Origin of the sequence: Mesorhizobium sp. B2-6-1 (genome assembly GCF_006440475.1) — a bacterium.
Classification (GTDB): Bacteria; Pseudomonadota; Alphaproteobacteria; order Rhizobiales; family Rhizobiaceae; genus Mesorhizobium.
Genome location: NZ_VFUH01000009.1, coordinates 228,033 through 250,986, shown reverse-complemented (window position 1 = coordinate 250,986; position 22,954 = coordinate 228,033). Strand labels below are relative to the sequence as shown.

General features: G+C 61.2%; 31 protein-coding genes and 1 tRNA gene. 16 read left to right on the top strand and 16 right to left on the bottom strand.

Features of this window, described 5'->3' with window-relative positions; all coding sequences use genetic code 11:
• The 10 genes from FJ443_RS19975 to FJ443_RS19925 all read left to right on the top strand — a co-directional run bounded on the left by FJ443_RS19975 (position 1) and on the right by FJ443_RS19925 (position 10,600).
• Positions 1–756, top strand: coding sequence for a hypothetical protein (locus FJ443_RS19975; RefSeq protein ID WP_140665475.1), 756 nt, complete (start codon positions 1–3; stop codon positions 754–756).
• Positions 757–759: 3 nt separating this feature from the next.
• On the top strand, positions 760–1,392 hold the full coding sequence (locus FJ443_RS19970; protein ID WP_140665472.1) for a hypothetical protein: 633 nt from the start codon (positions 760–762) through the stop codon (positions 1,390–1,392).
• Between the two features lie 7 nt (positions 1,393–1,399).
• Complete coding sequence (locus tag FJ443_RS19965; RefSeq protein WP_140665469.1) at positions 1,400–1,807, top strand: hypothetical protein; 408 nt, start codon at positions 1,400–1,402, stop codon at positions 1,805–1,807.
• Positions 1,792–4,077, top strand: coding sequence for a hypothetical protein (locus FJ443_RS19960; protein ID WP_140665466.1), 2,286 nt, complete (start codon positions 1,792–1,794; stop codon positions 4,075–4,077). The genes FJ443_RS19965 and FJ443_RS19960 overlap by 16 nt, the downstream gene beginning before the upstream one ends.
• Positions 4,078–4,153: 76 nt before the next feature.
• On the top strand, positions 4,154–6,283 hold the full coding sequence (locus FJ443_RS19955; RefSeq protein ID WP_140665463.1) for a hypothetical protein: 2,130 nt from the start codon (positions 4,154–4,156) through the stop codon (positions 6,281–6,283).
• Between the two features lie 63 nt (positions 6,284–6,346).
• Entirely contained in the window at positions 6,347–7,594 is a 1,248-nt protein-coding gene (locus tag FJ443_RS19950) for a glycosyltransferase (protein ID WP_181175117.1), read from the top strand.
• An 816-nt stretch (positions 7,595–8,410) separates the two neighbouring features.
• Entirely contained in the window at positions 8,411–9,457 is a 1,047-nt protein-coding gene (locus FJ443_RS19940) for a glycoside hydrolase family 19 protein (protein ID WP_140665460.1), read from the top strand.
• Complete coding sequence (locus FJ443_RS19935; protein ID WP_210239613.1) at positions 9,457–9,756, top strand: DUF6527 family protein; 300 nt, start codon at positions 9,457–9,459, stop codon at positions 9,754–9,756. The genes FJ443_RS19940 and FJ443_RS19935 overlap by 1 nt, the downstream gene beginning before the upstream one ends.
• Positions 9,756–10,055 carry a hypothetical protein gene (locus tag FJ443_RS19930; RefSeq protein WP_140583700.1) on the top strand — a complete coding sequence of 100 codons (300 nt, stop codon included), beginning with the start codon at positions 9,756–9,758 and terminating at the stop codon, positions 10,053–10,055. The genes FJ443_RS19935 and FJ443_RS19930 overlap by 1 nt, the downstream gene beginning before the upstream one ends.
• Positions 10,056–10,204: 149 nt before the next feature.
• Entirely contained in the window at positions 10,205–10,600 is a 396-nt protein-coding gene (locus FJ443_RS19925) for a hypothetical protein (protein WP_140583702.1), read from the top strand.
• Between the two features lie 207 nt (positions 10,601–10,807).
• On the opposite strand, the gene FJ443_RS19920 is transcribed toward FJ443_RS19925, so the two are convergent.
• Positions 10,808–11,035, bottom strand: a complete 228-nt coding sequence (locus FJ443_RS19920; RefSeq protein ID WP_140665455.1) for a hypothetical protein — start codon at positions 11,033–11,035, stop codon at positions 10,808–10,810.
• A 77-nt stretch (positions 11,036–11,112) separates the two neighbouring features.
• On the opposite strand from FJ443_RS19920, the gene FJ443_RS19915 reads away from it, so the two are divergent.
• Positions 11,113–11,991 carry an ATP-dependent DNA ligase gene (locus FJ443_RS19915; RefSeq protein WP_140665452.1) on the top strand — a complete coding sequence of 293 codons (879 nt, stop codon included), beginning with the start codon at positions 11,113–11,115 and terminating at the stop codon, positions 11,989–11,991.
• Positions 11,988–12,212: a hypothetical protein gene (locus tag FJ443_RS19910; protein WP_246675740.1), complete on the top strand. Its 225-nt coding sequence runs from the start codon at positions 11,988–11,990 to the stop codon at positions 12,210–12,212. Before FJ443_RS19915 ends, FJ443_RS19910 begins: the two co-directional genes overlap by 4 nt.
• Here FJ443_RS19910 and FJ443_RS19905 read toward each other — a convergent pair.
• The 6 genes from FJ443_RS19905 to FJ443_RS19875 form a co-directional block, all read right to left on the bottom strand.
• A complete protein-coding gene (locus tag FJ443_RS19905) occupies positions 12,209–12,454 on the bottom strand; it encodes a hypothetical protein (protein ID WP_140583707.1) in 246 nt (81 codons plus the stop codon). The genes FJ443_RS19910 and FJ443_RS19905 overlap by 4 nt on opposite strands.
• Positions 12,455–12,457: 3 nt before the next feature.
• Positions 12,458–12,721 carry a hypothetical protein gene (locus FJ443_RS19900; RefSeq protein WP_140583709.1) on the bottom strand — a complete coding sequence of 88 codons (264 nt, stop codon included), beginning with the start codon at positions 12,719–12,721 and terminating at the stop codon, positions 12,458–12,460.
• 193 nt (positions 12,722–12,914) lie between these two features.
• On the bottom strand, positions 12,915–13,103 hold the full coding sequence (locus tag FJ443_RS31225) for a hypothetical protein (RefSeq protein WP_181175116.1): 189 nt from the start codon (positions 13,101–13,103) through the stop codon (positions 12,915–12,917).
• A gap of 18 nt (positions 13,104–13,121) precedes the next feature.
• On the bottom strand, positions 13,122–13,826 hold the full coding sequence (locus tag FJ443_RS19885; protein ID WP_140583713.1) for an SOS response-associated peptidase: 705 nt from the start codon (positions 13,824–13,826) through the stop codon (positions 13,122–13,124).
• Between the two features lie 9 nt (positions 13,827–13,835).
• A complete protein-coding gene (locus tag FJ443_RS19880) occupies positions 13,836–14,216 on the bottom strand; it encodes a hypothetical protein (RefSeq protein WP_140583714.1) in 381 nt (126 codons plus the stop codon).
• Complete coding sequence (locus tag FJ443_RS19875; protein WP_140583716.1) at positions 14,216–14,803, bottom strand: hypothetical protein; 588 nt, start codon at positions 14,801–14,803, stop codon at positions 14,216–14,218. The genes FJ443_RS19880 and FJ443_RS19875 overlap by 1 nt, the downstream gene beginning before the upstream one ends.
• A gap of 160 nt (positions 14,804–14,963) precedes the next feature.
• Between FJ443_RS19875 and FJ443_RS19870 the strand changes: the two genes are divergently transcribed.
• Positions 14,964–15,224 (top strand): hypothetical protein, encoded by a 261-nt coding sequence (locus tag FJ443_RS19870; protein WP_140583718.1) that lies wholly within the window; start codon positions 14,964–14,966, stop codon positions 15,222–15,224.
• 202 nt (positions 15,225–15,426) lie between these two features.
• Positions 15,427–15,503 (top strand) — tRNA-Pro (locus tag FJ443_RS19865).
• Between the two features lie 46 nt (positions 15,504–15,549).
• Here FJ443_RS19865 and FJ443_RS19860 read toward each other — a convergent pair.
• Positions 15,550–16,011, bottom strand: a complete 462-nt coding sequence (locus FJ443_RS19860) for a YbaK/EbsC family protein (RefSeq protein WP_140521801.1) — start codon at positions 16,009–16,011, stop codon at positions 15,550–15,552.
• Positions 16,012–16,149: 138 nt separating this feature from the next.
• On the bottom strand, positions 16,150–16,434 hold the full coding sequence (locus tag FJ443_RS19855) for a helix-turn-helix transcriptional regulator (protein WP_140521799.1): 285 nt from the start codon (positions 16,432–16,434) through the stop codon (positions 16,150–16,152).
• Between the two features lie 285 nt (positions 16,435–16,719).
• Here FJ443_RS19855 and FJ443_RS19850 point away from each other — a divergent pair, with 285 nt between their 5' ends.
• Positions 16,720–17,331: a hypothetical protein gene (locus FJ443_RS19850; RefSeq protein WP_140521797.1), complete on the top strand. Its 612-nt coding sequence runs from the start codon at positions 16,720–16,722 to the stop codon at positions 17,329–17,331.
• Positions 17,332–17,551: 220 nt separating this feature from the next.
• On the top strand, positions 17,552–17,734 hold the full coding sequence (locus tag FJ443_RS19845; RefSeq protein WP_140521795.1) for a hypothetical protein: 183 nt from the start codon (positions 17,552–17,554) through the stop codon (positions 17,732–17,734).
• 282 nt (positions 17,735–18,016) lie between these two features.
• Here FJ443_RS19845 and FJ443_RS19840 read toward each other — a convergent pair whose 3' ends face one another.
• The 7 genes from FJ443_RS19840 to FJ443_RS19810 form a co-directional block, all read right to left on the bottom strand.
• Positions 18,017–18,319 (bottom strand): hypothetical protein, encoded by a 303-nt coding sequence (locus FJ443_RS19840; protein WP_140515713.1) that lies wholly within the window; start codon positions 18,317–18,319, stop codon positions 18,017–18,019.
• Between the two features lie 100 nt (positions 18,320–18,419).
• Positions 18,420–18,959 (bottom strand): MerR family transcriptional regulator, encoded by a 540-nt coding sequence (locus tag FJ443_RS19835; protein ID WP_140494005.1) that lies wholly within the window; start codon positions 18,957–18,959, stop codon positions 18,420–18,422.
• Between the two features lie 224 nt (positions 18,960–19,183).
• The gene (locus FJ443_RS19830) at positions 19,184–19,507 is read right to left on the bottom strand and encodes an integration host factor subunit alpha (protein WP_140494007.1); all 324 of its coding nucleotides are present in this window, start codon (positions 19,505–19,507) and stop codon (positions 19,184–19,186) included.
• Between the two features lie 100 nt (positions 19,508–19,607).
• Positions 19,608–20,579: a beta-ketoacyl-ACP synthase III gene (locus tag FJ443_RS19825; RefSeq protein WP_140494008.1), complete on the bottom strand. Its 972-nt coding sequence runs from the start codon at positions 20,577–20,579 to the stop codon at positions 19,608–19,610.
• Between the two features lie 9 nt (positions 20,580–20,588).
• Entirely contained in the window at positions 20,589–21,659 is a 1,071-nt protein-coding gene (gene plsX / locus FJ443_RS19820; RefSeq protein WP_140665449.1) for a phosphate acyltransferase PlsX, read from the bottom strand.
• A 119-nt stretch (positions 21,660–21,778) separates the two neighbouring features.
• Positions 21,779–22,327, bottom strand: coding sequence for a DUF177 domain-containing protein (locus tag FJ443_RS19815; protein WP_140515709.1), 549 nt, complete (start codon positions 22,325–22,327; stop codon positions 21,779–21,781).
• A complete protein-coding gene (locus FJ443_RS19810; RefSeq protein ID WP_140494013.1) occupies positions 22,324–22,872 on the bottom strand; it encodes a ubiquinol-cytochrome C chaperone family protein in 549 nt (182 codons plus the stop codon). Before FJ443_RS19810 ends, FJ443_RS19815 begins: the two co-directional genes overlap by 4 nt.
• Positions 22,873–22,954 lie beyond the last annotated feature (82 nt).

The window sequence follows — 22,954 nt, the reverse complement described above, 5'->3', positions numbered from 1 at the left end:
ATGGGGTACATCAATCTCCCCACGCTCGACATCGACTTCCTGCGGCCATCCAAGATGTCCTTTGACACCAAAGGCGGCGGCCTGGAAGGCGGCCGCAACGGGCTGGGCGAATCGATCACGATCGAAACCAGCGGCGGCGGTGTCCTCATCGGCTCCTACGAGGAGTGCTTCGTCCAGGCGAGGGAATCGCACGAATATATCAACTGGGTGGCTGCCCGAATGAACAGCTCGGTCCGGTTCATGAACGTGCCAATCAAATCCGACTGGATGGGACCTTTCCCGGTCGATACGAGGAGCATCCCGCGGCCGATCATAGACGGCATCCCGCATTCGGATACCTCGCTGTTTTCCGACGGCGCCGGCTACAGCCAGTTCACGGTGTTCGGCACCATGGGCGCCGCTGCGGCGCTCAATGCCGGGCAGATCACGCTGAACATCTACGGCGCTGAGCGCAACCTACGTTGGTCGGATTGGTTCTCAATCTACCATCCGATCAAGGGCTGGCGCGCGTACCGCTACTGGGAGACGACCGATCCTGTCCCGGTGACGGAAACCGTTGAGGGTGTCGTCTACACCGGTTCGCAATACGTGCTGTCGCTCGACCGGCCGTTGCGCGAATCGGTGCCGGCGGGGACGCGCATCGAGTTTGCGAGGCCGCGCTGCGTCATGAAATTTCCGTCAGGGTTCACCCTGCCTTGGGATGCGCAAGGGTTTTGGCAGTCGACGCCAACAATCCAATTTGTCGAAGGCTTCTAACCCATGGCCTGGCAGGATCTGATCGGCTCCTATGACCTCGACTATGTGCCTCAATCGGTCCTAGATCGTATGGCATCGAGCCATATACTCGGCATCTTCTTCCGGCTCGACAGCGATCCCGGCCTGCATATCTGGGCAGGCGTCAACGACATCCCGGCCGGCTTCGACAGCCTCGACGAGGATGGTACGGTCTATCTCGGCGGCGGCAGGCTGCTCAACATCCCGACGCTCGAGGTGCTCGTCAACGGCCAGAGCTCCAGCGTGGAGTTCGGGATTTCGGGCATCGACCCGGATACCGCAGCCAATGTTCTTGACAACATGCCCGACATCCGCGGCAAGGATTTGAAGATCGGCTTCACCACGCTGGATGACTATTACCAGCCGACGACGCCGATCATTGCGCTGTGGACCGGAACGGCGTCGCATCCCACCGAATCCATGCCGCCAGTCTCAGGGACGGACAACCCGACCACGACCCTGACGCTTGCCGTGGTTTCGGGGTCGAACACCAGGTCGCGCGCCTCGCTGGTGCTTTGGTCGGGACCACACCAGAAGGCGATGTATCCGACCGACAAGTTCTGCGATGGCACCGCGCGTCTGGCGCGAGGCGTCGCACCGGCCTGGCCGAACTACTGAGGCACCAATGACGCTTGAACAGTATATCCGGCTGCCGCACCGCTGGCAGTGGGGGTTCACCGACTGCACTCTGTTCGCGGCCGACTGGGTGGTCAAGGCAACCAGCAAGGATCCGGGCGCCGAGCTGCGCGGCACCTATTTCGACGCCGATGGCGCTGCCGCCATCCTGCGGGCCGCTGGCGGCTGCGAAGCCCTCGTCGGGGCAAAGCTCGGTGCACAAGGCTTCCAGCGCGTCCAGCAGCCGCGGGACGGCGATATCGGCATCATCAGCGCCATGACGGGTTTCGAGGCAGCCGGCCTCGCGGTCAAGGAAATCCCAGCCATAAAATTCGGCCCGCTCTGGGCGGTGATGTCGGCGCGCGGGGCAATGGTGAAGCATCTCGACTGGACCGGCGTGGCATGGCGTATCGCGTGAACCCGTTCGATGACGCGTTGCGCCAGGCGCTGGCCAAGGTTTCGCGAGCGCGCACCTACAATCCCGGCATGGGCGCCTTCGAGACCGCGTCGACGCAGGAGATCATCGCAGAGGGCTGGCACGGCGAATACCGCTGGCCTGTCCGCAAGGATCCGATCTTCACGCCGATCTTCACCGCCATTCTTGGCTCTGGCGGGTTCACGCTTTTCGGCACGACTGTCTCCTATGCGGCCATCGCCTCGGCTATTGCCACCACGGCGATCGTCGCCGGTGTGCAGTATCTGCTGACGCCGAAGCCGCCGAAGCCGGAGGACGGCCGCGCGCCACTGACGCAGCCGATCCCTTACCGGTTCTGGGGCGTCGGGGAGGCCAGGCTTGCCGGCGCAATGATGCTTTGGGAAGCGGTCGACAACCGGATGTACTCGGTGCAGGCCATCGTCGGCCATCGCATCAATGCCTACACCGGCTACTACCTGAATGACGACAAGGTCGAGCTCGACGGCAACACCGTCATCAGTCCGGACGGCGACCGATACGCCAGTGCCGATCCTGTGCGCATCTACCGGCGCCTGGGGCTGACGCCGGAAACCGCGATTGCCGAAATCGTAGATGATCTGGGCGCCGAAGGCGTCTGGACATCAGACCATCGAGGCGACGGCCAGGCGTCGGTCGGCATGACATGCCGCGCACCAGGTGCGGAAAACTTTCAGAAGCGGTATCCGTACGGCAAGCCTGCTCTGTCTGTCGTCGCCGAGCTCGCGCTGTGCTGGGATTTCCGCGATCCGGCGCAGGACCCGGAAAACCCGGGGACATGGCTCTTCACCAAGAATTCTGCCCTGATTCTGGCGTGGCACGAATGCTTCAACCCGTTCGGCACCAAGCGTGATTTTCGCAAGGCGTTGCTGCCGGTTCTCGACATGTGGCAAGAAGAGGCCGACGTCTGCGATGAGGACGTGCCAAGGGCCGCTGGCGGCACGGAGAAGCGCTATGAGTGCGGCGGCTTCGACACTACTGACCACGACCCGAAAAGCGGCACGAATGCCATCCTCGCCTCCTGCGACGGCTGGATGTGCGAGCGCGGCGATGGCGCGCTGCTATTCGTCGCCGGCAAATTCAGGGAAAAGTATGTCGCCACGCTGACTGATGCCGATATCGTCGGCCACACCGTGCAGCACGATGTCCTGTTTGAGGAAGAGGTCAATCAGTTCATCCCGAAATTCACCTATCCGGCCACGGATTTCACGACGACCGACACCGACTTTTTCGAAGATACGCCGGCACAGATCGAGGCCGGTCGCGTCTTGCCACAAGACGGCAACTACATCTGGGTGCAGCAATGGCGGCAAGCTCGCCGGCTCGGCAAGCGGGAGTTCGCCCGTCTGCGGGAGAAGAAGCGCGGCACGTTCGACGTCCGCTTCACCGGCATCAACGCGGTCTACGCGCCATGGGTCAGGCTGGCGACACCGCGGCGGCTGCCATCGATGGATGGCAAGCTGATCGCCAACCGGCGGTCGACCCTCTCCGTCTCGCGCGGCGGTTTTCAGATGACGTGGATCAAGATGCCTGGTTCCGGCCCGGAGATCGACGACTGGAACCCGGCGGTCGATGAAGGGGCGGCGCCACCGGTGCCGGCGAAGCCGGTTTCCGACGGCATTCCGAAGCCAATCATCGATACCGCGGCGGCAATATCCGGCAGCGGGACGGTCTATATCCGCCTCGCCTTGGTTGATCCGAACCGCACGGATCTCACGCCGGCCCTGCGCTATCGCGTCGCCGATGTGGGTGGTGGCGTCCCTGGCGCCTGGATCGAGCAGAAATTCCCTGGGATCGCGCCGGATGCCGGCCTCATCGTGCTGAACACCAATCCGGTTCCCGCCGACACATCGATCAACATCGAGGCCGTCTATATTGGGTCGAACGGCAGCTATGGCGACTACTCGGAAAGCGAAACGGTGGTCTCCACCGTCGACAACACACCGCCGGCCGCGGTGTCGGGTGTTGTCGCCACTGGCGGCGTCGGCCAGGTTGCCTTGACCTGGAATACGCCGAACTCTGGCAATTATGTAGCCACCAACATCCGCCGAAACACCGTCAACAACGAAGGCGCCGCAACCGTGGTCCGCACCGAATATGGCGCGCCGTCCTCGTCCGATGCCTGGACCAATACCGCGCTCGCCGCCGGCACCTATTACTACTGGCTGCGCTCAGTGAACGGCTCTGGCGTGGAGAGCACGTCCAGCGTCGCCACCGGCCCGAAAGTCGTCACCTAACCCCCGGCCCATCTACCCGTTTCCACGAATTTCACCCTTGCCGTTCCGGTGGGGTCTCCAGCCCTGGAGCTTTCGCATGCCCGAACTGATGAATACGATCATGGCCGACGGGCCGTCCTCCAATCCGTCTCAGCCGGTCAAGGCGCTGTTGCGGGCATGGGGTACCTGGGTCGAGGGCATCATCACCGCCTTTCTGTCTAATGGCGGTCTCATCTACGACACCAAGGCGCACATGGATGCCGATCTCGCCCACGGCGCCAATTCGTCGGCATGGGTTCTGGGCGATCCGACCGTCGCCAACAATGGCATCTATCGGAAGCTCGGCGCCTCCGGGGCGGGATCCTGGAATCGCATTGCCGACCTGCCCTACAGCTTCATCGCGGCGACCGATGCCGGGGCCGGCACGGCTAACGCGATCGTGGCGACAACGAGCATTCCGTTGCCGTCGGCGAACGGTGCGGCGCTCATCTCGCTCAACATCTTCGAGAACAATACCGGACCTGCGACGGTATCCTTCAACGGTGGAGCAGCGCTGACCATCAAAACCAATGCCGGCAACGACGTGCAGACCAACTATCTGGTGGCTGGCATGATCGTCGCCGGCTACGTGTCGGGCTCGACATTCCGGTTGATCTCGGAAATCGGCACCGCCGCAGACCGGGCCGCGGCTGAAGCAGCGGCTGCCGCGTCCGCAGGCTCCGCCGCGGCTGCTGCCGCCGCTGCCGCGACGGTCAATCTGCCCACTACCGTAGCCAACACCATGCTTGTCGCAAAGCCGGATGGCTCCGGCTACCTGGCAAAGGTGGCTGCTGACGTTCGGGACTTCCTCGATACGCCGGTCTACGTTGCCGATCGAGCCTCAGCGAAGGCTCTCGACCCGACGAAGGATAAGGCATTCATCATCTACGACGAGGGCGGTCGCAATGGCCCCTTCATCTTCAAGCTGACCTCCGCTCTGACCGCAGCGGAGTCCACGGCGAAGGCCGCCGACACACAGGAGGGCATCTATTTCACCAACGGATTGTACACGGCGATCCGGCAGGGCAAAGTTTTTGATGTCACCGTCTTTGGCGCGGTGCAGAATGGCGTCACCGATGACAGCGCTGCAATTCAAGCATCTCTCGATGTCCTAGGGTACGCAAACGTCCTCGAATGGAAGGGCAGCACGATCAAGGTGAATAACATTCGCCTGAAGGAATACGGAAACACTCTCCAAGGCTATGGCTGGCCTAAGCTGATTTCGAGTGCGGGCGTGGTCATCAACATCGAGCACAGCTTTCAGACGGTGCGCGGATTTCAAATCGACGGGACGCTCCAGACCTTAACCGTTCCGGCGATCATGCTCAAAACAGGGCTGCGAGGTTTAACCACAGTAACTGTAGAGGATATCTACGGCATCAACTGTGGCGCGGGTATCGCGGATGATCACAATGGAACAAACAAAGGTGTGTTCATCAACTTCCGAAACATGACTTGGGAAGGCCATCGCGGCGGTGGCATCACTACGTATGATTGTTGGGCATCCTACTATATCGTGAATGTTGTGTTTAGCCGCGTAGGTGTGACTGGCGCTTCATACAACTACAACAGCTTCTACATCAACGGAGCGCAGGGCGTATTCTTCCTGAACAATGCGGTCAACGGGTCGGCTGGCACAAGCATTCAACCTCAACAAGACGGCGCGTTCTTCGACAATTGCGGTTTCGTCGTTTTCGACAACTTCATCCCGGATCACGTCGGCGGTCGAGGCATGGTCTTCAATGCGTGCATCAACGTCCGGGGAGGTAGGAGCACGATCGTCAATTGCGTAGACCATGGCTTCGTTGTTGTCGGGGGCAGCTATTACAGCATCGAGGATGTTCACTGCTCGCAACTGGCGGCAGTCGGTCTTGCCAGCAAGGACGGGTTCAGCCTCTCAGGCGCGGTCAATACGTTTAGAGCTACAGGCCTGGCCGCTAAAGGCTTTACGCGCGACGGCTTCCATGCAGATGTCTGCGCGAGGCTCAATGTTTCTGGCGATTTTTCATCGAATGCCGGTCGCGGCATCGTGACTACGGGGGCGGGAACCGTCAACCTTTTCCACGGCTGCCTCACAGCCGGAAACACTGCTGGAAATTATAGCCTGTCGTCGGCAACCGATTTTCTGCGCGACCATATCGTCAACGCAGGAACAATCGGGGACGCGACGGGGCCGGCAACGGCATAATCGCTTGCTTGAGGGCAGAGCTGAACTGGGCTAAGGACACGGATCTAAACCTCGGAGCGCGCGTTGTCCCCACTTAAGCACATCACGATTATCCTGCCGATTGCCTATCGAGGCGGTTCTCTTCGCGTTACCAAGACGATAGCGCGCATGATCCGCGCCGGAAGCGATAAGGCCGGCGTGCCGTGTAAAGTGCGGATCGGTGTCCCTGAGGGAAAATACGATCTGGTTTCAGACTTCAGCGATGCCATCGAGGACGGTGTTGAGGTGGCGGAATTCGAATGGTTAAAAATAGACGATAAGGCCGTTACGACCGCGAATTCCCACCAAGGCAGGCAGGTCAATCTTCCCTTTTTGGAATACCAAATGCCCATCGCTGAAGGGTCGAAAAATTTCTCGGACTCAGACCTTTGGCTTTTGGTTTCTGATCGTACAGAGAAGCCGCTGGCGCCAATCAGGCCGTATGCGGTTTTCGCAACGGACTACATCCAGCGCTATGTGCCTGAGATTTTCGAAGGCAATGCGAGCGGGAGCTACGACCTGTCGTTCTTGCAGACAGTCAGGCAGGCAAACGCGGTAATCACCACAACGCCGCAAACTGCCGAAGATGTCGTTTCTTATGTCGGGGTTCCCCGGAACAAGGTCCAGCTCGCGCCGATGGATTTCGATCCAACGCCACTGTCAGGGACAGCTTCATCAAAGAAAAAGGAAGAAGGCTACTTTGTGTGGCCCACCAACACTACCAAGCACAAGAATCATTTGAGGGCATTCGATGCTCTCATGGACTATTACGACCTGTTTGGCGGCAATCTGCGCTTGAAGGTCATGGGGCCATTCTCGGATTATATGAACCCCGACAATGAGGACGTGCCGGACTGGTTCCAGAAGATCCCCTATATTCAGGACATTCAGAAGAAGATCCGTTCGTCTTCATCGATCCGGCAAAACGTAGAATTCGTTGGGGAGCTGTCCGATGCTGCATATGCCGCAACGGTCGCCGGTGCGGAGTTTCTTTGGCACCCGACCATCTACGATAATGGGACTTTTGCTGTCGCAGAGGCCGCTTGGCTCGGGACGCCGGCTCTATCAAGCGGCTATCCGCAAATGAGATACATCGGGGAGCGGTTCTCAATCCCGATGGAGTTTTTCAACGCGAGAAACACAAGCGAGATGGCCGGCGCGCTGAAGGGCATGGAGGCGAAGGCCTCTGACTTGAGGAAGACCCTCCCGAGCCGTGACGGCCTGGCGCAGCATTCGTGGCAAAGATACGCGTCTGACTACTGGAGCATGCTCCAGTCGATCCCGTTGAACTAGATCACCACTTACGATCTGCGTAGCACGTTTAACGATCCGCTTCAAACCAAGTCGTCGTGATGCCGTTAGGATGCGTTACCCTGATCCATTCGCCGGCCTGAGGTTCTTCCCGACACGGTATAGTTATTGGTCCACGGGTCTTTGCGGCATCGACAACATTCTCGGCCCGAACCTCGGCCCGCTCGACCGCTTCGCTGTCGCGCATCAACTCGACGATGAAACACCGCATGAGCCGCGCATCAATCCAGCGTATCGAGAGGCATGTCGGGCCGCTTCTGCTCTGGATCGTCTCCTCCACCAAATATCATATATGCCATGGCTAAGCCGCCTATCGCAGCGACTGATGCGGACGCCCACACGAGCGCGCCCGTCCACCAAAACAAGCTATTCATAGTTTCTCCCCTTGCCCGGGAGCTTTGTATTACATTGTTCTAAATAGAGCAAATGTACCAGCAGCAGTCGCCACAACGGCAAGTTTGCTCGGCTAGTGCTCAGCCAGCAACCAGCTCGTCTCACTGCTGCCTAGCTCGGCCTGCGCACCACATTACGGATCACATCGGCATCGTTGTGATCGCCGCTCATCAGCACTTCCCACACGCGTCAATGCGTATGAGACGCCCGCCGTCATAGGTGTGTATCTCGCCGGCGTTCAAAACCGCATCGCGCATGCCCTGCCGTAGCTCAAGCCACGGCTTGGGCAGCGATACCCAATCCCCTCGGGGTTCGTCGTATCTCATCCCTGGGCCCTCCCGCGGCCGACCATAGCCAAAATCCGAAAAGCCACAACCTGCCCCGCGAGGGCGGAAAGGATATGCCATGCAGATCTCCGCTGCCCTTCTGAAGCGCATCGCGAAGGGAACTCCCGACAATGCCAACGTGCAGTCGATCGTCATCGCCATGAATGAGTATGGGCAGCGCTTCGGTCTCGACCTGCCGCACCGTGCGGCGCATCTGATCGCTCAGGAGGCGCACGAGTCCGGTGGCTTCCACTATGACCGCGAGATCGTCAGCGGCGCCGCCTATGAAGGCCGCAAGGACCTTGGCAACACCCAGAAAGGTGATGGGAAGCGGTTCAAGGGCCGCACCGGTATCCAGATCACCGGCCGCGCCAACTACCGGAAATTCACCGCCTGGGTGCGCAAGTTCATCCCGGATGGCCCCGATTTCGAAGCCAAGCCCGAGCTCGTGAACACCGATCCATACGAGGGCCTGGTGCCGATCTGGTACTGGGACGCCGGCAACCCGACGGGCAAGACGCTGAACGTCTATGCCGACCAGAACAACATCGAGATGATCACCCGCAAGATCAACGGTGGCCTCAACGGCTTCGACGATCGGCTCGACTATTACGACCGCACCGCCCTGGTGATGCTCGGCTATCCCTTGGGGGCCTACAAGGCCTTCCAGCAAGCGGCAAAGCGCAAGGGCTGGTACACCGACGCCAAGATTGACGGAGCACCCGGCCCGAAAACCCGGGCAGCGCTGGCCTTGGCGCTGGTGCACATGACCGACCCAAATATCCAGCCCGTCACGCAGGCGGCTCCGGTTGTTGAGACCAAGAAAGTCGAGACCAAGGTGGAGGTACCCGTCGAAACCCCGGTGCCGGTGGCGGTCGGCGGCGAAACGGAGCAGAAGCCGTTCTGGCAGGATCCGCAATTCCAGAAGGACGCCGCGCTCGGCGGCGCCGCGCCGACACTCACCGCGCTTGGCGGCGCTGACTGGAAGGTGGTGGCGATTGTCGCCGGCGTGCTTCTGATCGGCATCGGCGCGTTCTTCCTGATCCGCCGCGCCAAGCAGGCCAAGGTGCAAGCCCAGAAGGCGGAGATCAATGCGCAGGCCGCCACGATCAGGGCGGGCATGTGATGATGAGCGAGGTCAAGACGCAGCCGGTTGTCGCCCAACTGGTCGACAGCATCATCGACGGCCCTGCCGGCAGCATCAAGTTCTATGATGCCGAGGGCCAATCGCCATCGGGCTTCCACTTCCAATGTCCTTGCGGATGCGGCGACATCGGCGCGGTGAAGTTGGCTGGCGCTGGCGCTTGGACGTTCTGGAACGGCTCCCGCGACAAACCGACCGTCAGGGAATCGGTGGCTCTCACGACGAATGGCGGGCCGCATTGGCATGGCTATCTCACCGATGGCGTCTGGGAGAGTTGCTGATGCTCGAGCTCCTCACCGTTGCACTGAAGAACTGGAAGCTGATCGCGCTCGGCGCGCTCATTGCCGCGGTGCCCGCAAGCTACCTGGTCGGGCACTGGAAGGGCGATTCCCAGGGTTATAGCCGCCGCGTCGCGGAAGTCGCGGCGGCGGATGTCAAAGCCGAACTCGAAAGGAAGGGCGACAATGCGAAGCTCGCTGGTATGTCTGACTATGATCTTTGCGTTTCTGGCCTGCGCGGGAGCGGCATGCCAGTCGACGCCTGCGACCAGCTGCGCGGGGTTCCTCAAAGCAAGCCTTAGCCCGGCCGGCACGGTGGCGCTGATCGGCGCCGACCGGCCTGGTTACGAGCGCGTGCTGGGCAACGACCGCAACGGCCAGCGCCGCGGCTGCTGGAAATAACGACAACAGTGCATCAAGGGGCTTGGGAACGTTGAGCGAGGATAACCAGATGCCGAACACTTCGGAGAAGATTGCAGACAACGTCCTTCTTCTTGCAATAGCGCGCGTATCGATGGCGCTCGCGATGCCGACGCTCGGTCTCATCGTCTTTTTCGGATCGCAATGGCTGGACGGGCGTATAGACGCCGTCACCAAGACGGCCAATCAGGCGAACGTTGCGGCCGACAAGGCCAACGATGTCGCCGCCAAAGTGAATGACCGGCTGATCGCGGTCGAGACAAAGCAGGTGCAGGACATGGCCGCCAACGAGCGTTTCCAGAACGGGACGCTGACCAGGCTGGACCGGGTGCAGGATAGCATTGTCGGCCTCTCAAACGCCGTTGCGGCGCTTACCGCCACGCTCCAGGCTGTGGCGGAGGAGCGCGCCAGGAGCAAGCCGCCGTAGCGCCCGACCATTTTCCCGACGCCAGCAATATGATCGCCCGTCTCGGCTCACGCCGGGGCGGGCTTTTTGCGTTTTAGCGCGGAACAAACCGGCTGTGTGCTAGGTTTTGAGCGTCGGAAGCTTCGCAGCGATGACAACTCCCCAGGCTTCCGCAGCCCGTCTCGCTCCACGGCAATGGCTTCGAGACGGGCTGTTTTTGCGTTCAGGCTATGCCTTGATATTCGGCGCCGGCGGCTTCATGGTCGCTTGCAATTGCAATCTCTCTACCGTCGCCACGATTGCCGCTGAGATCGCCTCGGCCTCGCCCAGCAAATCGGGACCAAAGAGGCCGTTCACCATCTCTTCGCTTGGCAGCACGCCCGGCGGGCAGTGTTCCTCGATCGTTCGCCGGATCATCGTCAGCGCCAACCGGCAATCGTCCACTTCGATGTTCATTTTTCCCACATTCAATTTCGCTAAAATGCAACCAAAACGGCCAGCGCGGCTTGAATCGCGGTTGGAGTAGCCAGTGCATGCGTAACGCCGGAGAGCGGCTGAAGTTCATCCCGCCCATGGAGCCGGAGCTTGTCGGCACCCCACCCGAGGGTGACGACTGGCTGCACGAGGTTAAGTTCGACGGCTACCGCACGCAGATCATCAAGGACTCCGGCGGCATCCGCCTGCTCACCCGGAGAGGGCACGACTGGACGGAGCGTTACAAGGTGCTCGCCGAAGATGCCGCGGCGATCGAGGCCGAGACCTTCATCCTCGAGGGCGAGGCCATCATGATCAATGAGGCCGGCCTGTCCGACTTCCATGCCTTGCAGGCGGCCGTCAGCAAGCGCACGCCATCGCGCGACCTCTATCTCGTCGCCTTCGATCTCCTCCATCTCAACGGCCACGACCTGCGCGACATGCCGGTGGAAGACCGCCGCGAGATCCTGCACGCCATGATCCCGGCCGGGGGCCGCATCCAGTTCAGCGAGGCGCTGCCGGGAACCGGCGATGCCGCCTATCACCTTGCCTGCGAGGCGAACATCGAAGGGATCGTCTCGAAGCGAAAAACCAGCGCCTACCGCAGTGGGCCGACGATGAACTGGCGCAAGATCAAATGCTTCGACGAAAAGGAGATGGACATCATCGGCGTGCAGCGAGAGACCGGGAAGCCGGCCATGGTGCTGATGGCCGACAAGGGCCACTACAAAGGCGGTGCCTTCGTCACCTTCAAGGCCGACAAGCGCCAGCGCCTGTGGGATCGCGTGCAGGGCAAGGTCGGCGGGCCGGTGCCAAAGGGCCTCAAGAAGGAAAAGGCCGAATGGCTTAAGCCTGGTCTTGTCGGCCGGGTGAAATTCCTCAAGGGTGAGGAAAAGCTGCGGCATGCGAAGCTGCTGGACTACAGGGAGAGTAAATGATGGCGGTAGCCAAGAAAGACCAGGAGCGCGTCACTTACGCCTGGATGTATGGTGCCCAGGCTCAAAAGGACGGCAAGGAGCGCGCGGTGCCGGCCTATTGGCAGGAGCACGCCGACGCCTGGCTACAGGGCTATGACGGGACCCCTCTGAACGGCGGGCCGAAGCCGATCAGTGATCAGATGGAAGCAGAGATCGACGAGGCCGGCGTCGAGAAAAGCTAAATCGACTTGCCGGCACGGATCATGGCGCGCGCTATTGCCAACTGTGCCTCCGTCTTGGCGTTCTCCTTCTGGGTCATATTGTCGGCCGCGATGAGCCGTCGCAGTGATTGCATGATTTCGCCTCGTGTCCATCCCACCTCGAGCATGCAATCTACGATGGCTTGAAATTCCGGCTCCATAGCCTCTTGGCAATCGATCGATCGGTCCGAATAGTCTTCCTGGCGCTTGGGCGGATTGATCATCGTTCATTCCATGTCCGGCACTTCGCCGCTGGTGAAAAGCACATTCGGCGGGCCGTAGTCACCCACCGCCGGGTCTGCATCTCGGCTCCAGGCTATGACACCGGCATGTTGTGCGGCAAGCGCCTTGGCCGTTCGAATGGCGCGCTCTTCACTCTGCTGATCTGTTGGGCCGTATGCGGTGAACAACTCACCGTCTTCGCCACGATCGAACGCGACGACAACAATCAGTTTTGGTTTCTTCTGGTTAGGCAGAACTTGATCGGACATTGCCGCCCCTAAAGGTAATGATCGCCATCAGCTCGATGCGCCAGACAGAACCAGTGTGGCTCTCGTCGCGGCCGAGCAAAGCCGAACGGCGCCCGCAGGCCGCACCCGGCATGTTCGCAGACGTGGTTCTCAATTCGTACCCGCTCGCGGGGTACCGCGGTCATGCCATCAGCAACTCTGGCCGGTTCGTCGCTCATCCGAAGCGCTTGCCGAGAGGAGAAGCCTCGAGCGCGTCGAGCTGATCCTGAAGGCGGCCGTTCAGCACGATCATTTCCTTCAGAGCCTTCATCGTATCGCCCTTGTGCTGGGCAACGAACTTGTCGGCTACGGCTTGCAAGGCTGCTTCCTGACGGCTGTCGAGTGTAATGATGCGGTCTGCCATGAGCGGAACCTCCACTGCTTAGAACAATGAGCCCTGCTGCGGCGCCTGTTGCGGAAACTTGATCTGGGTCGCTGGCTTGTCGACGATCACGAGGGCATCGTCAGGCGCGGGGCGCTGCAACTTCTTCGCCTCCGACCAGGGCGCGGTAAGCCAGGTCTCGATCTCTTCCTGGCTGGTCAGGATCACCGGCATGGCCTTCTCGTGGATCGGCTTGATCAGCGCGTTGGGCGCGGTTGTCATGAAGCCGTAGAGCTCGAAGTCTCCCGGGCCATCCTTGACCTTGCGCACGCCATGCCAAGGCGTCCAGAGGCCTGCGAAGAAGAACAAGGGACGCTCCTCGTTCAGCGCGAACCAGTAATTCCGCTGGATACCGGTTTCGGGGTCTTTGTCGCCGGGCGTTGGGGACGGCTCGGCAAAGCTGGTTACAGGAACCACGCAGCGATGCTCGATCCCGACATATTGCTGCCAGTGTCCATACTGTGGATTGCGAATGTTCGTGGTGCCGTAGTCGGCGGCGCCTTTCACGCGCTCGGCAGGCGTCGGCATGCCCCAGAGAAGGTTAGCGACCTCCCGCTGCCCATCTTGAGCGTTCCGAACCACCGGGCCCGGCCTGTTCGGGTAGATGTCGAGCGACGGTTCCAGGTTGCCGAGGACGTCGCGCAGCGCGCTCGTCCACTGGCGTATGGCCTCCTGGCTGGTCGTGAGATTGTAGAGATTGCACATGTCTTGCCCCTAGTTGCGCAGAATCTCGGGAACGCTCAAAGGCCCAAGGTCGAGGATGCGCTTGTATTCGCCCGTGCGGCGCCAGACACCCCGGATCTTCCCACCCTCTCGATCGCGTTTGGGATCGAACACGTCGCCGCCAAAATGGTCAAGGAAGGCCTTCGCCGCGGCGGGGTCGGCGAAGCAGTGGATGCGATAGTCCTCATATTTGCCGCTCGGCCATATCGCCTGCACCCGCCTTATCTGAGGCTTGACGCCGATGTCCTGGCAGAACCGCGTGATCATGGTCAGGTTCCGATCCGTGCAGATGTCATCCGGCAAGGCGACCTGGTACGGCCAATCCCGGTCGATGACCGATGGCGCCGGCGTGACGCGATTGCGTTTAGGCATCAGTGTAACGACGGCTTCTCGGTAGCTGCCTCCAGCGCATTGATTGCGTCGCGCACAGCCCGGCGCTTCGGCTCGATCGGTTCATCCGGGCGACGATGCGCAAGGGCTAGGACGGTGAAGGCCATAGACAGGTCGCCAATAAGGTCGCGCATTGAAAGCTGGCCAACGACCTCGGCAGCAACCCGCCAAGCCAAAACAGCGTCCTCCCCGTTCAACGTGTCCTTGCCATCTTGCTCGAGATGTTCGCGAAGCATCGCCAGCGCTGCCGAACGATCGGCGAGTTGCGTCTCCGCATCGGTCAGCAACTCCAGGCTGACCGAGATGGGCTTGCGGTTCTCCGGCCAGCCGTCACAACAGGCCTCCAATGCTGCAGCATGAGCTTGCGCCCAAGCACTTGCGGCGCGGGATGCCGAATGGTCAGGACCATCTTCGGGCGGACCGTTGATGTCCCAACCTTCAACGGTAAAGGCACCGTAAGCTGCTTCCTCGGCAGTGAAGCCAGCGCGCGCCAGGGCTTCCTCTGCTGCCGCTAGGCCTCGCGAAATTTCCTCGGGCGATGCGCCCGGAACTGACAGAACGAGGTCCATGTCATCCTCCTGTGACTATCCTGCCGATAGTGAACGAAATGAGAACATTTGAGTCAAGCCCCCTCTTGACGAGTCAGGAATACGTTCCTCATTTCTGGGTATGCCAGAGACCTACGCGCCCAAAAGACGAGACTATCCGCTGTCAAATTTGAACGACGGCATGCGTCTGGTGCGCATCCGCTGTCGCTACTGCAAGCGGACCCACTGCTACTACCCCTCGGATCTCATCCAGATATTCGGGGACGTCGATGTCGATTCCCTGATGGAAAGAATGAAGTGCGAAAATGATCCAAGCCACGGCCGGCTCGATGTCGAGGCGTTCGCGCCGACGGGCAGAGAGGCCGTCGGGCTTCGGATCCGGCGCCTTGTTGCTCTCAAGATCCAGCGCGTTCCTGTCTGGCGAGAGGAGCCGCCGCGGTGACCGATCGCCTGACCGTCCGCCTAGCCTAGGCGGTTTGGCCCCGCTAGTTATCCACAGAACGACTCGCGAACGTCCGTGGGACTTCCCGTGGGACTTTTCGTCGGGTTCCCCCGATATCTGCCCAGATTGATCGGCTTCTGTTCTCATCGCGCTTTTTTGCTCTTGCACCGCAACGCCTGAGAATATAGGGCTTTGCGCGGTCCGGAGTGTAGCGCAGCCCGGTAGCGCACTTGACTGGGGGTCAAGGGGTCGTCGGTTCGAATCCGGCCACTCCGACCATTTTAAACAAGGACTTACCCCCAAAGTCCGTCTCATCTATCGCCATCTACCCCTGGCACACATCGACCCATTCGGCGCCGGTAAGATCAGCCATGCGTTGCGGTGCGATGCGCACCGCCGCGTTGGTGGCGCCGGCGGCGGGCACCACCTCTTCGAAACCGCGCAGCGACACGTCGCAATAGACCGGCAGCGGCGCCGGCAGGCCGAACGGGCAGACACCGCCGACCGGATGGCTGGTTGCCTCGATAACCTCAGCGGCCTCCAGCATGCGCGGCTTGCTGCCGAACCGATCCTTGAACTTGCGATTGTCCAGCCTGGCGGTGCCGCTGGTCACGACCAGCATGGTGCGTTCGCCGACGCGAAGGCAGATCGTCTTTGCGATCTGTGCCGGCAACACGCCGTGCGCCTGCGCAGCCAATGCTACGGTTGCCGAACTCGCGTCAGTCACGATCACGTCGATGTCAGGCGCCTTGCTGGCAAAGAAGGCACGAACGGATTCCAAGCTCATCGAAACCCCGCGGATCGAAATGACGAAGCAGCAAGCTAGGCCGGCGCGTCCATAAACACGTGCCGAAGCCTTCAGTCACGGCAAACAGAAAACCCGCCAAGGTCCCCGGCGGGTTTTCGAACATGCATGGCACTGGCGCTACAGCGCGGGGCGGTCTTGCGCGGCCCGCGCCTGCACGGCCGTGCCGAGCAGCGCCTCCTGAGGAAGCCGAAGCGCCGACGCAATACGGCGCAGTTGCGACGGATCGGCCGTCCTGCCGTTCTCGATATCCTCGATTTCGTCGACCGACAGACCGGTTGTCAGGGAAAGCTCCTCGACACTGTATCCCTTGGTTTCCCGAATCGTTCTGAGGGCGCTATGGCCTTGCCCGGCTTCGCTGGCAACCAGTTCCGGGAGGGGTTCGCGCTTTGCACTGTATGGCATTGGCAACTCCGTTGGCTGAAAGAGTTTGATGAAAATGGTGTTGCCTGAGACGGCGAGAACATGCCCGCTTGCGGGTGATTTGCCAAGTCACAAACTGGCCGTCACAGCATCGTGAACCATGCCTGGCGGACGCCGCTCGCAACCGCTCTCGATCAAGTTCTTTTGAACACCTGATCACCTCGTCCCTCGATGATTTTTACGACCCCGTTCGTTGGTTCAATTGCGCCGGCGCGAAACCCAAGACGTTGCCGGCGCGGCTGTCATTTTCCTGAAAGGATCGATGCGATGAAATTGCGGACAATCATGATCGTGCTCGGCACGCTTTCCAGCCTTGGCCTTGCTGCAACCAGCGCGCCGGCGGCAGACACGGTGCGGGTGCGCGGCGTCGTGGCCAGTTCCGACCAATCCCAGCTGACGGTGAAAAACCGCCAGGGTGGCATGGATAAGATCAAGCTCGCTGCCGGATGGAAGATATCGGGCGTCGCGGGCGCGTCGGTAAAGGACATCAAGCTCGGCGATTTCCTCGGCATAGCATCCCTGTCGAAGGCCGATGGCGGCAGCGGCGCGCTCGAGGTCGTGGTGTTTCCCGCAGCCTTGAAAGGCACGGGCGAAGGCGACCGCGCCTGGGACCTCAAGCCCAACAGCCGCATGACCAACGGCACCGTCGCCGACGTGACCGACGTGAATGGCCGCGCGGTGACGCTGACCTATGACAACGGCCAGACAAAGAAGATCTCAATCCCCGACAAGACGCCGGTCGTCACCTTCGCGCCGGCCACGCCGGGCGATCTCAAGCCCGGCGCGCCCGTCGTGGTCACCGCGACGCGCGGCGCCGACGGCACGCTGAGTGCCAACCGCGTCGTGGTCGGCAACAATGGCGTGGTCCCGCCCATGTAAGCCGGTTGCGTCTGCGGCCCCGTATCGAAATTTCTCCCGCTCATCGGCGCTGTGGGCTCAGCCTGTCGGCGGAGCCCACAGCCTGCGCCGCCAGACACATTCCAGAAACAAAATTCTATATTCGGGAAATACTGACGAAAAAAATCGGGAGCGTAATCCCGCTCGCGGCGAACAGGCTGTTGGCCTGATTCAGATTGCCTGCGAAAAAAGGAAGATATCCATGAAGAAGTCCCTCCTCTCGGCCCTCGGGCTTGCAGTTGCACTTGCATTCACCATGCCAATCCTCGGCGCGACCAGCGCTGATGCCGCGCCGATGCACAAGCATCATCGTCATCATCGCAAGCACCATCGCAGCCACCACTACCATCATCACCACCACAAGGTTATGGGCAAGAAGGCCTGAGCTTAACCGACTGCCAATGAGAAGACCGGCTTTGGCTTCTTGTTCGAAGCCGGTCTTCTCCTGGTTTCCTCCGGATACGCGCCGTATCAGCGCGATCTCGCAGCGCTACAACGAGCGCCTGCTCTGACGAAAAAACCCCTGTTCGTGCTGCAGACCGACAAGCTGGGGCTATGGCCCTTTTTTCGTGGCACCCACAGGTGCCGCTGTCCTAAACCGGGTGCACTTTCGGGCAACATGAATCGCCCGCGCACCGATCCAGCGGAACCGAGGAATAAATAAAGGTCAGCGCCGGCTGAACAGCAGACTGGCGACCAGACCAAGCACCACAAAGCCGATCGCCGCGGCCGTCGCCGGATGCTCGCGGGCGGATTTCTCGATCGCCCTGCCCCGCTCGCGGATCGCCGGCAACGCATCGTGCAGACGTTCCGCAAGGTCGGAATACGTGTCAAGCGCCGCGTCGCGACCGTCTTCGTAATAGGCGCCGCCCCGCCTGGACGCAGCCTTCTTCAGGGCCGCCAATTCCCTGGAGAGTGCAGCGACCCGCCTGTCGAGATCGACGTCCGAGAGGGTCGAGAATAATGCCATGATGCGTTTCCTTGTCTGCTCAAGCCTTGTCTTGCTCAAGAAAACGTAACGCATCACCCAAAGGCGGGTTCCCGTTCTTCAGGCGCCGGCCGGTTGCCCGTCAGCGCACTTGGTCGAGGAGGCGCTTGCATTCGAGGAGGTCGAACAACGCTTCCTGCAACAGCGCGCGATTGTCCCGCGACAGTTTCGAAGCGTCCGGCTGGACCGGGCCTTCCTCGTCGCTCTTGCCAAGACCGAAGAAACGGCGGCTGGGCTTGACCCTCGGCTGGCCAACCAGTTCGTCATCTCCGCCGCGCGGCTGCGCTGCCGCCGTCAACGGCACCTGGTCGGCCTGCTTTCGTTGCGAGATCGCCTCGACGGCGGCCATATCGCCATTGCCGATGGCAACCAGGAAATGGTTGCCATTTTCGCGCAACAGCTTCTGCACGCCCTTGATGGTGTAGCCCTGGTCGTAGAGCATATGGCGAATACCCTTGATCAGTTCGACATCCTGCGGCCGGTAGTAGCGGCGGCCGCCGCCGCGTTTCATCGGCTTGATCTGGTTGAAACGCGTTTCCCAGAAGCGCAGCACGTGCTGCGGCAGATCGAGGTCTTCGGCGACCTCGCTGATGGTGCGAAAGGCGTCAGGGCTCTTGTCCATGGGCGAAATCCTCACACTGGAGCATGATCCCGGGACATGGGAACCGGCGTTCGAACGAGATTCCCTCGACAGGAGGGGAGCTCATTCCGGCTGCGCGTAACGATCACGCGGAACACCAATCCGGCCATGTTGCCGAATCGGGTCTCATTTCAGCGGTTTGTGAGGCAATATTCAAGCCCGGCATCATCGCAAGGCCTGTTTTCAACCGTGCATTTGCAGCGAGCCTACTTGCCGCCCTTTGCCTTGCCGCTCTGGTGGGAGCGCAAGATGCGGTTCTTCAGCACGTTCGACGACTTGAAGGTCATCACCCGGCGCGGCAGGATCGGCACCTCTTCGCCGGTCTTGGGATTGCGCCCGATGCGCTCGTTCTTGGAGCGGACGTGGAACGTCGCGAAAGACGACAGTTTCACCGTCTCGCCACGGACGATCGCCTCGCAGATCTCGTCCAGCACCGCCTCGACGAGTTCGGCCGATTCAGTGCGCGACAAACCTACCTTGCGGTAAACGGCTTCGGCAAGGTCGGCGCGCGTAAGTGTCTTTCCCCCCATGCGACCGTCCCATCAGCTCAAACATAAAATCGATACAACAGCGGCAGAGCCTAAGTAATTGATCCGGCAAGGTCAAGGACCGAACCGGACCGTTCGGCACTTACCAGCGAAGCAGAACCGCGCCCCAGGTGAAGCCGCCGCCCATCGCTTCCAGAAGCACAAGGTCGCCCTTTTTGATGCGGCCATCGGCAACAGCCACGGAAAGCGCCAGCGGCACGGAAGCAGCCGAGGTGTTACCGTGCAGATTGACCGTCACCACCACCTTTTCCTCAGCTATCCCGAGCTTCCTGGCGGAAGCGTCAATGATCCGTTTATTGGCCTGATGCGGCACGAACCAGTCCAGGTCGTCGGCGGTGATGCCGGCCTGCGAAAACGTCGCCTCGATGACGTCGGTGATCATGCCCACCGCATGCTTGAAGACCTCGCGGCCTTCCATCCTGAGATAGCCGACCGTTCCCGTCGTCGAAGGCCCGCCGTCGACAAAGAGCTTGTCCTTGTGCGCGCCGTCGGAGCGCAGGCTCATCGCTAGCACACCGCGGTCGGCAATACTGCCGCCCCCTTCGCCGGCTTCAAGAACCAGGGCGCCGGCGCCATCGCCGAACAGTACGCAGGTCGAGCGATCGGTCCAGTCGAGGATGCGCGAGAAGGTCTCCGAGCCGATCACCAGCACGCGCTTGGCCAAGCCGCCGCGAATATAGAGGTCGGCCGTGGTTACCGCATAGACGAAGCCCGAGCATACCGCCTGCAGGTCGAAGGCAAAGCCGTGATGCATGCCGAGCCGGTTCTGGATTTCGACGGCCGTGGCCGGAAAAGTATTGTTGGGTGTCGAGGTCGCCAGCACGATCAGGTCGATGTCTCCGGGTGTCAGGCCGGCATCGGCGAGCGCTGCGCGCGCCGCCGCCTCACCCAGCGAAGCGGTGGTCTCGTCGTCGGCCGCGATATGGCGCTGGCGGATGCCGGTGCGCTGGGCGATCCACTCGTCCGAGGTTTCGACCATGCCTTCAAAGTCGGCATTCTTCATGATGCGGCGGGGCAGCGCGGCGCCCATGCCGCGCACGACTGATCTGATCAAAGTTCTTTCCTATTCCTTTGCGTCGCTGACGACGTCGGATTTCCTAGATGTCTGGGCATGCGGATTGCGCGCATGGAACAAGTCCAGGTCGGCCTCGATGCGGTCGAGCAGATTGTTGCGCACCATATCGTAGCCGAGTTCGATGGCGGCGGCGAAACCATCCGAATCGGCGCCGCCGTGGCTTTTCACCACAATGCCGTTCAGCCCCAGGAAAACGCCGCCATTGGAGCGGCCGACATCCATCTTTTCGCGCAGGCGATCGAACGCGCCCTTGGCGAAGATATAGCCGACCCTGGCCATCAGCGTACGGCTCATCGCCGCCCGCAGGTAGCCGCCAATCTGGCGCACCGTGCCTTCCGCCGTCTTCAGGGCGATGTTGCCGGCGAAGCCTTCGGTGACGACGACGTCGACCACGCCCTTGCCGATATCGTCGCCCTCGACGAAACCGTGATAGTTCATCGAGGCCATATTGGCTTCACGCAGCATGCGCCCAGCCTCCTTGACCTCTTCCTGGCCCTTGATCTCCTCGACGCCGACATTGAGCAGGCCGACACTGGGCCGCGAGACGCCGAAGACCGATCGGGCCATGCCGGTTCCAAGGATGGCAAAATCAATGAGCTGGTGCGCATCCGCGCCAATGGTGGCGCCGACGTCGAGGACCACGCTTTCGCCGCGCAGCGTCGGCCAAAGTGCCGCGATCGCCGGGCGGTCGATGGTGGCCATGGTGCGCAGGCAGAATTTCGACATCGCCATCAGCGCGCCGGTGTTGCCGGCCGAGACGCAGGCGTCCGCCGTACCCGACTTGACCGCCTCGACAGCCTTCCACATCGACGATTTCCAGCGGCCATGGCGCAGTGCCTGGCTCGGCTTGTCGTCCATCCTGACGGCCACCTCGCAGTGGAAGAATTCGCTCACACCGGCCAGCTTGGGAAATTTGGCCAGTTCGGGTCGTACGGCCTCCTCCCGCCCGTAGATGACGAAGCGGACGTCGGGACGGCGGGTCGCGACCGTCATGAGCGCCGGAATGACCACGGCTGGTCCGTGATCGCCGCCCATGGCATCGATGGAAATCCTGATCACGCGGTATTCATCTCACGGTTTTGCTTAGGCGGCGGATCGTTTTAGTGATCGCGAAGGTTCGGCGAAAATAGCGGTTTTGGACATTCGCACAACCGACTTTTCCGTCGCGGGTGAGGTTTTCAGGATTTTCCCAACAGCGACCGCAGTTTCTGCTGAAATTCATTCTCCACCGGTTCGGCCTCGCGGCCGGCATCAAGCGACGCACCCGGCTTGCGCGGATAAGGATCGATGGCCAGTCCGAAGAACTGCTCGGCGAGTGCCCCGACATCGATCGTGTCGCCTGAAAATGTTTCGGGACTGTCAGGTCCATCCGCGTCGAGCAGGATCTCGCCGCCGCCTTCGAATCCCTGTCGTCCAAGCTTGGAATCCTCGGGCAGGAACAGAGCCTCGAATGATTCGTCGATATGCGCCCCGACCGGATCGAGCGTGACGATACAGGCCTGGGTGATGTCGGCCTCGACCCGGCCGCTGACCTTCACGCCATTGCGTTTCCACGGCGTCACCAGGAATTCGGCACGGTAGGCTTCGACCGAGAGCAAGCTGTGCTCTTCGGCGAGTGTCGCGCGCTGGGTGGCGTCGGCCTCGATGACCACCGGCAAGCCCTTCTGCGGCAGGCGGGCGACGTTGGCAAAAAACGATACCGGACTTTGCGGATCGGCGTGCTTCATCGATCTGCCTCCTGGGCGAGCGGAAAGGTCACCGTGCCGGAGACGATCGCCCGGCACGGCTGCGTGGCCAGCCGGTTGCGGGCATCGGCGACATAGTCGGACAGTCGTGACGCTTCCGCCCAGGCCGCGGCGTCGGGCCGGACATTGCGTGCAAGGGCGGCGGTGAGCCCATCATGATCATTGCGCTCCAATGCGTCGTCATAGGCGGCGGTGCGGCCATAAAACATCTTCGCCAGCTTTTTCATGCGCTTGGGCACTCCGACATCGCCAATGCCGAGTTCCCGCAGCGAATGGTCGACGTCGAGAAAAAACTCGTCGATCAGCACCTGCGCGATCTCCTGCGCCACGCCGTCTTCCCCACGCAGCCGGTGCTGGACCAGGAACATGTGCAGCGACAGCATTTCGAAACGCCCAAGCGGCGTGTCCGGCACATTCCAGTGGGAATAAAATACGGTCTGCCGCGCGGCCGCCACGATTTGTGCGTAAAGCGCGTCGGTGATGGCGCGGTTGGCGTGGCGTTCGCGACCAAAAAGGCGCTGGAACATGGGGATGGTCTCCGGGGACCGTTTGTTGAATTGGCCTTGTTGCATCGGCAAGCAAGCTGGTTTACCGGTTTTGCGGCCCAGC